Genomic DNA, 12,939 nt, shown 5'->3' on the forward strand with positions numbered 1-12,939 from the left:
ATTTTAAAATGGAATGTGGGCATGTTAATTAAACGCAATATTGTGGCGCTATTCGCCTTTTCATTTATGGCGAGCGCAACTGCCGCAGAATTTTCTATTGGCGGCGGCGCTGTATATAACGAATCTCCTTATCGTGGATATAATGATAACGTTCACGCAGTACCGCTTGTCAGTTATGAAAGTGAATCATTTTATTTTAGGCAAACAACGTTAGGTTATATTCTTTCAAAAAATGAAAGTAATGAATTTAGCATTACTGCCTCGTACATGCCGCTTGAGTTTGATCCGGGTGATAACGACGATCAAGCGATGAAGCAACTGAACAAGCGTGACGCAACCGCGATGGCGGGTGCTGCATGGTATCACCATGAGAAATGGGGCAGCGTGAAAGTCTCCGCAGCAGCGGATGTGCTGGACAACAGCAACGGTTGGGTTGGCGAAATGTCTCTGTTTCGCCAAATGCCGATGGGCAAGCTGACGCTGACGCCGGCGATTGGCGTGCTCTACTATGACGAAAACTTCAACGAATATTACTACGGCATCTCTGGCAATGAATCCCGCCGTAGTGGGTTATCAAGCTACTCCCCTGGCGATAGCTGGACACCGTATGTTGGTCTGTCCGCTAAATACGCATTGACCAGCAATCTGACGCTGCTGGCCAGCGCCAACTATAGTGCGCTGCCAGATGATATTAAAAATAGCCCGATGGTTGACCGTGATGACAGCTTTACCTTTATGTCCGGTCTGACCTGGCGTTTCTGATTCTCACCCGTTTGTCCTCAGGGAGGAGGGCAATCTTTTCAATGTGATAGACCGGATAAGACCCGAAGCATCGTCATCCGGCTCATTTCCAATGAACTGGGCTTTACCGCTCGCGATTAGGCGGATCGCCATAGTTGTTCAGGCACCTGACAATATTTAACCGTTTCCCCTGTCCGATCAAGGCGTCAGGGGCAACCTCTCTGGCACTCTGTGGTTTTCACGCAGACGGAGGGAGCAATGAACACGTTTATTATGGCGGATGCGGCAAAATGTATTGGGTGTCGTACCTGCGAAGTTGCTTGCGTCGTCGCGCACCAGCAGAACCAGGACTGCGCGTCGGTCTCTTCCACTGCGTTTACCCCGCGCATCCGCGTGATCAAAGACGACGCCTTTACGACGGCAGTCGCCTGCCATCAATGCGAGGACGCTCCCTGTGCAAATGTCTGCCCGACGCACGCAATTCGTCGTGAACATGGGCATATCTTCGTTGAACAGACGCGTTGTATTGGCTGTAAAAGTTGTATGCTGGCCTGCCCGTTTGGGGCAATGAATGTCGTCGCCCGCTCGTCACGGGTGCAGGCGATAAAATGCGATTTATGCTGGCACCGTGATGCGGGACCCGCGTGTGTCGAAGCCTGCCCGACCAGCGCGTTGCAGTGTATTGATGCCGTCAGTATTCAGCGCCAGCGTCTGTGTTCACTACCACAGTAATTTGAGTCCCGACCTGTGGTTAGGTCGGGACTTGCGTTAGCCTTCCTGCCAGGCGCGTTCGATCTCTTCAGCCAGAATCTTCACTCCAGCTTCGATTTTCTCAGGTTCTGGCACGTAGTTCATCCGCATGCACTGATGCGTATGCGGCCAGGGTTTATCCAGACCAGGGAAGAAGTAATCACCGGGAACCATCAGCACGCCGCGCGCTTTCAGACGCTGATACAACAGTTCGGTGGTGATAGGCAAATCTTTGAACCATAACCACAGGAAAATCGCGCCCTCCGGTTTATGAATAAGGCACCGATCTTCAGATAAATAGCGGCGAATGATCGCAATCGTCTCCTGAACGCGCTGATAATAAAACGGCTTGATCACCGTCTCGGACAGGCGCAGAAGGTCGTTGCGCTTAATCATTTCGCACATGATTGCCGGACCCATTCCGCCAGGCGCGAGGCTGATAATGCCGTTCATGTTGGTGATGGCGGTGATGATTTTTTCATTCGCGATAATGATGCCGCAGCGGGAGCCTGGCAGACCCAGCTTGGAAAGGCTCATGCACAGCACAATGTTGGGGTTCCACAGCGGGCGCGCTTCGCTAAAGATGATGCCGGGGAACGGTACGCCATAGGCGTTATCAATCACCAGCGGGATCCCATGCTGGTTGGCCAGCCGGTCCAGCTTCATCAGCTCTTCATCGGTGATCACGTTGCCTGTCGGGTTTGTCGGACGTGACACGCAGATCATGCCCGTCTCTTCACCGATGTGCAGGTGTTCAAAATCAACGTGATACTTAAACTGACCTTCTGGTAACAGTTCGATGTTTGGACGCGCGGAGACAAAGAGATCCTCTTCCAGCCCGGAATCGGCATAGCCAATGTATTCCGGAGCTAACGGGAACAACACTTTTTGCGTTGTTCCGTCGGCGCGGCGTCCGGCGAACAGATTGAATAAGTAGAAAAATGCGCTCTGACTGCCATTTGTCAGTGCAATATTTTGTGGCTCGATATCCCAACCCTGCTTCTCACGTAGCAGTTTCGCCAGCTCAGTCAGCAGCTCGGTTTTACCTTGTGGACCATCGTAATTGCAAAGCGCATCAGTGACTTTGCCGTTTTCCAGCATATCTGCCAGCAGAGACTGAAAGTAATTTTGCATCTCTGGAATTTGCGCCGGATTGCCGCCACCGAGCATGATGGCGCCTGGAGTGCGTAAACCGTCGTTAAGGTCCTCCATCAGGCGTGTGATGCCTGAATGGCGGGTAAATTTGTCGCCAAAAAGTGAGAATGTCATAGCAGGTGGTCTGTCGAACTGAGTAGTAAAGTGGCTAACCATAGCGCTACCCATGGCAGGGTGCAAATCAGGGGTATCAGGCCGGATTGAGATTTTGTGCTACTGATTTTTATTTGGCTGGTTTTTAATGTTGAGTAAGGCTTCCCGCTGCGTGGACAGCGAGAAGCCTGCCGGGATCAGGGCTGACCGGCCCACACCACCATCACCTTATCGTCGCCATGCTCACGAATAAATCCGTATCCCTGCGTCAGCGGCAGCGTGATTTGTTTACCGGCGCCAATGGCGGGATGCCTGGCCCTGAACTGACTGATTCGCTGCCAGTGGGCGACGCTGGCGGCAGATTTCCCGGTCACATCCTGCCAGTTCATCTCTGAGCGCGTACCCTGTAATGGGTCTGAGCCGGTTGGGCCAAAGGGGCGGGCCGACTCGTCGCCATAAAAGAGTTGAACCGCGCCAGGTGCCAGCAGCAATAGCTCGGCGCCGTTGTCTCCACCTTCGCGGAACAGACGTGTATCGTGCGAGGAGAGATAGCTCAGGACGTTGAAGTTCTGCAATTTATCCGCCATCTGCTGCCAGGTGGGGTCCATATTTGCCAGACAATCGACGGCCTTTGCCGCCTGCTCCTGGTAGTCGAAATTGATCATCGCATCGAAGCCGTGACGGTAATAGTCGCTTTGCATCACACCGTGACCCCAGGCCTCGCCAGTCATCCAGAAGGGGTTATCATCCAGCGCTTTTTCCGGATTGGCTTTCTTCCATTCGACCAGCGCCGCGCTGGCTTGTGTTTTTAGCTGCTGCCAGGCGGGAAGCTCGACGTGTTTAGCGGTGTCGACCCGAAAGCCGTCAATCCCATAATCACGCACCCACTGACTGAGCCAGTGCGTCAGATAATCCCGGGGCGTGTAACCGGCGATGGCTTTGGCGTGCGTATCCGGCTTGTGCTGATAAAAGTTTGGCAGCCCGGAAGGCGTGGTGGATTCGGTTTTCAGATCGGGCAGGAAAGCCAGCGACATCGTCAGGTCGTCAAAGCCAGGATTGTCGTAATCGCCAATATCGGTGCGGATCCAGTTTTTTCCCCACCATTTTTCCCAACCAGCTTTATCGCTAAAGTTGATGTAATCATTGAAACTGTGCCAGCTTTGCCCGGCGGATGGCTGCCAGTCCGTCCAGCGTTCCCCGAGCGTTTTTTTCAGCTCATCGCCCGATAGGTACAGTGCCCCAAACTGATACTCCTGCATATCCGCCAGCGTGGCGTAGCCGGTATGGTTCATCACCACATCAAACAAGACACGGATGCCGCGCTGGTGTGCGCCATCAACCAGCGCGCGCAGGTCCGCTTCGTTTCCCATATTGGCGTCAAGCGTGGTCCAGTCTTGGGTGTAGTAGCCGTGGTAAGCGTAGTGGGGGAAGTCCCCTTTGGCGCCACCGCCGACCCAGCCGTGGATTTGCTCAAACGGCGCGCTGATCCACAGGGCGTTGACGCCTAACTGTTGCAGGTAGTCGAGTTTGCTGGCGAGCCCGCGCAAATCGCCACCGTGGAACGTGCCAATTTCCTGCATGCCGTCGTTGCGACGCCCATAACTGTGGTCGTTACTCGGATCGCCATTCACAAAGCGGTCCGTCAGGACGAAATACACCGTGGCGTTATGCCAGTCGAAAGCTGCGGGGGCATCGGTTTCCGCCCGTTCCAGTAGCAACAGCCCGTTACTGGTTGCGGCGGGCTGTAGGGTAATCGACCCGTTTTTTACCGTTGCCGTTTGCTGGCTGTAGAAATCACGCACCACGGCACCTTCCGGGAAGGTCTGGCTCACGTCCAGCGTTAATGGTGAACCGTCCCATTTCGGGCATTGGCGAATCTGGGTGGTGACGGTGTCCTTAGCACTTTTTACCAACAGCATCAGCGTTGGCGTACCGGAGCGGGTATCGATTTCCAGTATGTAATCGCCGTCTTTGAATAAACGCCACTGTGGCGGCGTGCCTTCACAAGGTTTTAGCGACAGCATCTGGTTGAGTTTTATCGCATCAGCAGGCTGCCAGCACTGTTGGTCAAAATTCAGGGTTAAAGGACGGGTACCCTTCGTCAACGCTGCATGGCTGACGAATTTACCCGTACCTTCCGCTTCGAAGGTGGGAAGTCCTTGAGACGTCCATGATGAGGCGATGGCAATGCCGGGCATTAGCGCCAGCGCAACGGCGGCAAGTTTCATAGTGCTGTCCTTGATGCTGCGATTTTCGCCAGTTTGCCAGCGAAATCAGGCCGGAAACTCCTCCTTTGAGTTGATTCCGCCAGGAGGAGAAGTGAGGGTGAGCGATCGCGCGCAAAAAATGAACTGATTTTGCGATAACCTCCACATTTTCTTCGAATTAATGGCACCCAGAACTGTTAATACGTGACATAGTTTCAGAATTGGACTATTCCTGTGGGTGCTCTTGACGGCTATTTTTGATATGATTTGAGATTCATCTCTCATTTTTGTGAAAAATATAAGGTGTTGGAATGTATAAATCCGACCAGGAGACCTAATGATATTGACTCCCATTCGACGATATGGGGCAATGATTCTTATGTTACTCACCGTTGCATTTTCGGGTGAGGTGCTGGCAAAGACACACACGGCGACAACGAGTCACAAGCCCCAGATAACCAAGGCAAGTAATAAACAGGTTAGCAGTAAACAAGAGTATTCTCGCAATAGTGCAAAGAGTAGTTCACTTCCTGATTTGCGAAAATACCCTTCCGGAACACCAAGGAAAAAAGCGTTTCTCCGGACGGTTATGCCTTATATTACCAGTCAAAATGCTGCCATTACGGCGGACCGTAACTGGCTGATTTCAAAACAGTACCAGAACCGCTGGTCACCGACTGAGCGTACGCGTATGAAAGACATCGCGAAGCGCTACAAGGTGAACTGGTCTGGTAACACGCGTAAAATTCCGTGGAATACGCTGCTTGAGCGTGTAGACATTATCCCGACCAGTATGGTGGCAACCATGGCTGCGGCAGAAAGCGGCTGGGGTACGTCGAAGCTGGCGCGTAGCAACAACAACCTGTTTGGCATGAAATGTGGCAAGGGTCGTTGTAACAATGCACCGGGTAAGGTGAAAGGCTACTCACAATTTGAATCAGTGAAAGAGTCGGTGAATGCTTACGTCATTAATTTGAATACGCATCCGGCCTACTCTTCCTTCCGTAAGTCACGTGCGCAGTTGCGTAAAGCCGATCAGGAAGTCACCGCCACCGCGATGATCCATAAACTTAAGGGTTATTCCACTAAGGGACAGAGTTATAACAACTATCTGTTTGCAATGTATCAGGACAACCAGCGTTTAATCGCCGCGCATATGTAATTTCGAGTGCCGGATGGCGACTTCGCCCTCCGGCTATCATCCTTATAGCAACACTTCACTGTTCACATCGCGATACTCTTTTGGCGTCGTGTCGTACTCTTTCTTGAATACCGAATAGAAATACTGCAGAGATGGGTAGCCGCACATCTGTGAAATTTCGTTGATTGAAAGCGTGGTAGAAATCAACAGGCTGCGCGCCTTTTCCAGCTTTTCGGCATGAATCACGGCGTGAATGGTCTCTCCGACCTCTTCTTTAAAGCGTTTCTCCAGATTCGAACGTGAAATCCCTACTGAGTCCAACACTTGATCAACCTTGATACCTTTGCAGGCATGGTTGCGAATGTAATGCATCGCCTGAATAACGGCAGGATCGGTAAGTGAACGATAATCTGTAGACTGACGCGCAACAACGCGTACAGGAGGAACCAGAATGCGCTGTAGGGGAATCTCTTCGTGAGCCAGCAGGCGGTGGAGTAGTTTGGCTGCCTGATACCCCATTTGTCTGGCCCCCTGAGCGACGGAGGACAAGGCGACTCGTGACAGGTAACGGGTCAGCTCTTCGTTATCGATACCAATGACGCACAGTTTTTCCGGTACCGGAATATGCAGATGTTCACAGGCCTGCAGAACGTGCCGCGCACGTGCGTCGGTGACGGCGATAATCCCGGTTTGTGGAGGTAAGGTTTGCAGCCAGTCCGCCAGCCTATTTTGCGCGTGCTGCCAGTTTTCTGGCGCGGTTTCCAGACCTTGATACACCACGCCGCGGTACTTCTCTTTGGCAACCAACTGGCAAAACGCATATTCACGTTCTGCGGCCCAGCGTTTACCGCTTGAAGCCGGAAGACCATAAAATGCAAACCGGTTAATCCCTTTCTCTTTCAGATGCAGGAAGGCGCTTTCTACCAGCGCGTGGTTGTCGGTGGCAATGTAATGTACTGGTGGATAATCTTGCTGCAGATGGTAGGAACCCCCAACGCCAATGATCGGAACATCCACATCGACAAGTAATTGCGCAATATCATCATCGTCATAATCGGCAATAACGCCGTCGCCTAACCACTCTTTAATGTTATCAATGCGAGCACGAAAATCTTCTTCTATGAAGATATCCCACTCCGATTGCGACGCTTGCAGATACTCGCCAACCCCTTCCACCACCTGACGGTCGTAGGCTTTATTGGCATTAAATAACAACGTAATACGATGACGTTTATAAAACATGGTTCTTTTCCCGCTGAATCATGTAGATAAGACAATGCCGGTTGCATTAACCGGCATTGAGATACACCCACTTCTTAAATTCAGGAACGACGTTTGGTTGCTGAGTCCATCCATACCGCCAACAACAATATCGCCCCTTTCACTATGTATTGCCAGAAGGTGGGGACGTCCATCATACTCATTCCATTATCGAGAGAAGCCATAATGAATGCGCCCATGACGGCGCCGGCAACACTCCCGACCCCTCCCGCCAGGCTGGTTCCCCCGATGACACATGCGGCAATGGCATCCAGTTCTGCAATGTTCCCTGCGGAAGGGGAACCTGCGCCAAGCCGGGAGCTAAGAATGAGCCCGGCAATGGCGACCATCAAACCATTAATAGCGAAGACGGCAAGTTTGGTGCGTTCAACGTTGATACCTGAAAGGCGGGCGGCTTCCAGGTTCCCGCCAATGGCGTAAATTCTCCGACCGAATGCAGTGCGCGTGGCCATAAACATCCCACCGAGCAGCAGCAGCGTCAGCAGCAGGACGGGCGTTGGAACACCACGATAATCGTTTAATAGCCAGATTGCCCCTAAGACGACAATGGCTGTGAATGCCTGGCGACCCACAGCCGACGTTGATGCGGGAGTGGCAAGGCCTAACGCCTGGCGACGCATACGGCCTCGCCATTGCCAGCCAACAAACGCCATTAAGCCGAGAGCACCGATGACAAAGCCTGTGCCATCAGACAAGTAGCTCTGACCAATCTGAGACATTGCTGCGCTGGTGGGTGATACGGTGGTGCCGTTGGTGATGCCAATCAGAATACCGCGGAAAGCCAGCATTCCCGCAAGGGTGACGATAAACGACGGAACCTTGCGGTAAGCAACCCACTATCCATTCCATGCCCCGAGGAGCAATCCCAGAGTCAAGGTCACGATCACCGTCAGCGGTAAAGGCCAGCCTAGCCAAACATCGCAGATCGCCGCTACGCCGCCCAACAATCCCATCATGGAACCGACAGAGAGATCGATTTCAGCGGAAATGATCACAAACACCATACCCACGGCAAGAATACCGGTAATCGCAGTCTGTCGAAGCAGGTTCGAGACATTACGTGCGCTCAGGTATGCGCCATCAGTGGTCCACGTGAAAAACAGCATAATCACGATAATCGCCGCAATCATGACGAAGACTTGCAAGTTAAGCGATTTTATTGCTGGGAAACCACCTGTGATAGAGGGAGAAAGTTTCGCTTCAGACGGATTGTTTTTCGACATGATGTTCGCTCCTTAATGCGGCTTCCATCACCTGCTCCTGAGTCAGGTTATGATTTACCAGGTTAGCTTTCAGTTTTCCTTCATGCATCACGAGGATGCGATCGCTTAGTCCGAGCACTTCAGGTAATTCAGAGGAGATGACAATCACGGCAATGCCTTCCTGGACGAGCTGGTTGATGAGTTTGTAGATTTCATATTTGGCACCGATATCAATACCCCTGGTGGGTTCATCAAGAATGAGAATCCGGGGATTTAACAGGAGGCAACGTGCGAGAATCGCTTTTTGCTGATTCCCTCCGCTCAGACGCCCGATCGCAAGGTCGGGGGACGATGTTTTTACTTTGAGCTGTTGAAGCGATTCCAGAATGCATTTTTGTTCAGCGGCATCATCAAGATGGCTCATGCCCCCGGTAAATTTATCGAGTGCAGCCAGCGTGATATTTTTCCCCACAGCCATCACCGGAACAATGCCATCTTTTTTTCTGTCTTCAGGCACCATGGCGATGCCATGAGCAATAGCTTGCTGGCAGTTATGGATATGCACCTGAGTGCCTTCAATAAAAATCTTTCCCTCCCAACGACCAGACCAGACGCCAAACAGACACTGTACGGCTTCGGTACGTCCTGCACCGACGAGTCCGGCAATGCCGAGAATTTCGCCCTGCTTGAGTGAGAAAGAAATGTCGTTGACGCGTTTTATATGGCGATTGACGGGATGCCAGGCTGTCAGATTCTCAACCCGTAAAATCTCTTCTCCCGTGGTATGAGGCTCGCTGGGGTAAAGTGCGGTGAGCTCACGACCAACCATCATGGTGATAATATCGTCTTCAGTCATGTTGGTCGCATCGCGTGTGCCGATGTGTTTACCGTCGCGAATAACGCAAATGGTATTCGAGATGGCCTTAACTTCATTCAATTTGTGTGAAATATAAATGCAGGCGATATCATGCTGTTGCAGGTCACGTATAATATTCAGCAGTATTGCAGTTTCCTGCTCGGTGAGGGAGGCCGTTGGTTCATCCAGAATAAGTAAGCGGACCTGCTTATTCAGCGCTTTTGCAATTTCTACCAGCTGTTGTTGCCCTAATCCTAAATCGCCCACGCGCGTATCTGGCGAAATAGACAAACTGACCTGATCGAGTAATTTTTGACAGCGTAACGTCATCATCTCGTAATCAAGAACGCCGTTACGGGTCATTTCGTTACCGAGGAAAATATTTTCCAGTATTGTTAACTCTTTCACCAGGGCTAATTCCTGGTGGATGATCGCAATACCCTTACGTTCGGTATCACGAATATGGCTGGCACGGATGGCTTCGCCAGCAAAAATGATCTCGCCTTCGTAGGTTCCATGCGGGTAAATTCCGCACAGAACTTTCATTAGCGTCGATTTACCCGAACCATTTTCACCGCATAATGAAATGATTTCGCCAGCATTGATCCTAAGGCTAACGTTATCAACCGCCTTCACTACGCCGAATGTCTTGGTAATGTTTTTCATTTCAAGAAGATATGGCATAACTGCTCCACATAAGCCAATAAGAGAACCCTGCGTGGACATTCACGTATATCCGTGGCGAATTTGACACCACGTTTTATTGCCCTCTGATTTGCAGAGGGCACATGGCTTACAGATCGCTTTTCTTGTGGAATCCGTCTTTAATGACGGTCTCGTTAATATTGTCTTTGTTAACATCAATAGGTGTGAGTAGTCGGGAAGGGACATCTTTCAGGCCATTATTCAGCGAAGTATCTGCTTTAGGCTGTTGATCATTTCCCAGTTCGACGGCGATTTCCGCAGCGGTATTTGCGAGCAATGTAATAGGTTTATAAACCGTCATGGTTTGAGTCCCGGCGACAATGCGCTTGATGCCTGCAAGGTCTGCATCTTGTCCGGAAATAGCGACTTTTCCTGATAATCCTTGCGCACTCAGCGCCTGAATCGCACCGCCAGCTGTGGCGTCATTTGAGGCAACTACTGCGTCAATTTTGTTATTGTTGGCGGTTAGCGCATTTTCCATAATCTTCAACGCATTCTCCGGTAACCAGCCGTCAACCCATTGATCGCCCACCACCTTAATTTTTCCGCTGTCGATATACGGTTTTAATACTTTCATTTGTCCAGCGCGGAACAGCTTCGCGTTGTTATCAACGGGTGAGCCACCCATCAGGAAATAATTCCCTTCGGGAACAATATTGACTAATGATTGAGCCTGTAATTCACCTACTTTTTCATTATCGAAAGAGATATAAAAATCGATGTCAGCATCATTGATCATGCGATCGTAAGCCAGCACCTTGATCCCTTCTTGTTTTGCTTCTTTGATAACATTGCTTAATACCTGGCCGTTGTAAGGGATTATCACAAGGACATCCACGCCCCGGTTTATCATGTTTTCAATCTGCGACATTTGGGTTTCTTCATTACCATTCGCCGATTGTACAAATACTTTCGCACCAAGCGATTCAGCTTTGTTGACGAAAATATCGCGATCTTTCTGCCAGCGTTCCAGGCGGAGATCATCAATCGCCATACCGATTTTTACTTCTTTGGCATGACCTGCGACACTGGTGAGTAAAAGGGATGTGCAAACAGCAAGTAAAATGTTCTTCATCTTCATAATCGTGATGCCTTTTGTAGGGGAGAAACAGCAGTAAAAGTAACAATCACAGCATAAGACGTAGCAGAGTTTTAACAGGTAACGGCGGGAAGGCAATTATAGATTTTTATCTTCCAATTACGTTTTTTGGTTTATTTCTTGATTTATGACCGGGATCGTATTTTAAATGATTCGTTACCTGGGTTGCATTTAAGTTTGATAAGTAACAATTTTTAAATTGTTCAGATTTTATTTTGAGAAGTAGCGCACACTTGTGAATTATCTCAATGGCAGTATGAAATAACATAATTGAGCAATAGGTGGGGAGTGCCCAATATTACGACATTATCCATCACCCGCCGCATTACCTGATTATGGAGTTCATTATGCCAGCCTATTTTGACCAGCTTGAGCGCGTTCGTTATGAAGGCACCAAATCAACTAATCCATTAGCATTTCGCCACTACAACTCTGATGAGTTAGTGTTAGGCAAGCGTATGGAAGATCACCTGCGGTTTGCTGCCTGCTACTGGCACACTTTCTGCTGGAATGGTGCAGATATGTTTGGTGTTGGTGCATTTAATCGCCCGTGGCAGCAGCCCGGTGAAGCGCTGGAATTAGCGAAGCGCAAGGCGGACGTGGCGTTCGAGTTTTTCCACAAACTGAACGTGCCCTACTACTGCTTCCATGACGTGGATGTCTCGCCGGAAGGCGCGTCGCTGAAAGAGTACAAAAACAATTTTGCGCAGATGGTTGATGTACTGGCGGCAAAACAGGAACAGAGCGGCGTGAAGCTACTGTGGGGAACGGCAAACTGCTTCACCAACCCACGTTACGGCGCGGGCGCGGCCACGAACCCGGATCCGGAAGTGTTCAGCTGGGCCGCCACTCAGGTGGTTACGGCTATGGATGCCACGCATAAATTAGGCGGTGAAAACTACGTTCTGTGGGGCGGTCGTGAAGGCTATGAAACGCTGCTGAATACCGATCTGCGGCAGGAACGTGAGCAAATTGGTCGCTTCATGCAACTGGTCGTGGAACACAAACACAAAACCGGTTTCCAGGGCACTTTGCTTATCGAGCCGAAGCCGCAGGAACCGACCAAGCACCAGTACGATTACGATGCGGCGACCGTATACGGATTCCTCAAGCAGTTCGGTCTGGAAAAAGAGATCAAACTGAATATCGAAGCCAACCACGCCACGCTGGCGGGTCACTCGTTCCATCACGAAATCGCCACCGCTATCGCACTGGGCCTGTTTGGCTCTGTCGATGCCAACCGTGGGGACGCGCAACTGGGCTGGGATACTGACCAGTTCCCGAACAGCGTAGAAGAGAATGCGTTGGTGATGTACGAAATCCTGAAAGCCGGCGGCTTCACCACCGGTGGCCTGAACTTCGATGCCAAGGTTCGTCGTCAGAGTACCGATAAATACGATCTGTTCTATGGTCATATTGGCGCGATGGATACCATGGCGCTGTCGCTGAAAATTGCGGCGCGTATGATTGAAGACGGTGGTCTGGATCAGCGCGTGGCTAAACGTTATGCCGGTTGGAATGGTGAGCTGGGCCAGCAAATTCTGAAAGGGCAGATGACGCTGACGGAAATTGCGCAGTACGCTGAACAACACAACCTGGCGCCAGTGCACCAGAGCGGTCATCAGGAATTGCTGGAAAATCTGGTGAACCATTATTTGTTCGACAAATAACGGGTCTCTGAGCATGTCCGTAAGCCCGGTCAGCTCGCG

Annotated in this window: 9 protein-coding genes and 1 pseudogene; 4 read left to right on the forward strand and 6 right to left on the reverse strand. The window is 50.8% G+C overall.

The window, feature by feature from the left end; genetic code table 11:
- The first annotated feature begins 21 nt into the window (after positions 1 to 21).
- Together GPJ68_RS00720 and GPJ68_RS00725 are read left to right on the forward strand one after the other, a co-directional pair.
- Positions 22 to 762, forward strand: a complete 741-nt coding sequence (locus GPJ68_RS00720; RefSeq protein ID WP_016154944.1) for a MipA/OmpV family protein — start codon at positions 22 to 24, stop codon at positions 760 to 762.
- A gap of 237 nt (positions 763 to 999) precedes the next feature.
- Positions 1,000 to 1,473 (forward strand): 4Fe-4S dicluster domain-containing protein, encoded by a 474-nt coding sequence (locus GPJ68_RS00725; RefSeq protein ID WP_049042776.1) that lies wholly within the window; start codon positions 1,000 to 1,002, stop codon positions 1,471 to 1,473.
- Positions 1,474 to 1,509: 36 nt separating this feature from the next.
- Here the strand turns inward: GPJ68_RS00725 and avtA are convergent, their stop codons facing one another.
- Both avtA and malS read right to left on the reverse strand, forming a co-directional pair.
- A complete protein-coding gene (gene avtA / locus GPJ68_RS00730; RefSeq protein ID WP_049271770.1) occupies positions 1,510 to 2,760 on the reverse strand; it encodes a valine--pyruvate transaminase in 1,251 nt (416 codons plus the stop codon).
- Between the two features lie 176 nt (positions 2,761 to 2,936).
- Positions 2,937 to 4,967 (reverse strand): alpha-amylase, encoded by a 2,031-nt coding sequence (malS, locus tag GPJ68_RS00735; RefSeq protein WP_104651746.1) that lies wholly within the window; start codon positions 4,965 to 4,967, stop codon positions 2,937 to 2,939.
- Positions 4,968 to 5,283: 316 nt separating this feature from the next.
- Between malS and GPJ68_RS00740 the strand changes: the two genes are divergently transcribed.
- Positions 5,284 to 6,108 carry a protein bax gene (locus GPJ68_RS00740; protein ID WP_016154930.1) on the forward strand — a complete coding sequence of 275 codons (825 nt, stop codon included), beginning with the start codon at positions 5,284 to 5,286 and terminating at the stop codon, positions 6,106 to 6,108.
- A 42-nt stretch (positions 6,109 to 6,150) separates the two neighbouring features.
- Here GPJ68_RS00740 and xylR read toward each other — a convergent pair whose 3' ends face one another.
- The 4 genes and pseudogenes from xylR to xylF all read right to left on the reverse strand — a co-directional run bounded on the left by xylR (position 6,151) and on the right by xylF (position 11,212).
- A complete protein-coding gene (gene xylR / locus GPJ68_RS00745) occupies positions 6,151 to 7,329 on the reverse strand; it encodes a D-xylose utilization transcriptional activator XylR (protein WP_016154929.1) in 1,179 nt (392 codons plus the stop codon).
- Between the two features lie 80 nt (positions 7,330 to 7,409).
- Positions 7,410 to 8,591 (reverse strand): annotated as a pseudogene (gene xylH, locus GPJ68_RS00750) (xylose ABC transporter permease XylH).
- Entirely contained in the window at positions 8,569 to 10,110 is a 1,542-nt protein-coding gene (locus GPJ68_RS00755) for a xylose ABC transporter ATP-binding protein (RefSeq protein WP_046275786.1), read from the reverse strand. Before GPJ68_RS00755 ends, xylH begins: the two are co-directional and overlap by 23 nt.
- A gap of 109 nt (positions 10,111 to 10,219) precedes the next feature.
- Positions 10,220 to 11,212 carry a D-xylose ABC transporter substrate-binding protein gene (xylF, locus tag GPJ68_RS00760; RefSeq protein WP_016154926.1) on the reverse strand — a complete coding sequence of 331 codons (993 nt, stop codon included), beginning with the start codon at positions 11,210 to 11,212 and terminating at the stop codon, positions 10,220 to 10,222.
- A 365-nt stretch (positions 11,213 to 11,577) separates the two neighbouring features.
- Between xylF and xylA the strand changes: the two genes are divergently transcribed.
- On the forward strand, positions 11,578 to 12,900 hold the full coding sequence (xylA, locus tag GPJ68_RS00765; protein WP_016154925.1) for a xylose isomerase: 1,323 nt from the start codon (positions 11,578 to 11,580) through the stop codon (positions 12,898 to 12,900).
- Positions 12,901 to 12,939: the final 39 nt, after the last annotated feature.

It is taken from the genome of Citrobacter sp. 172116965 (assembly GCF_013458095.1).
Lineage (GTDB): Bacteria > Pseudomonadota > Gammaproteobacteria > Enterobacterales > Enterobacteriaceae > Citrobacter > Citrobacter braakii.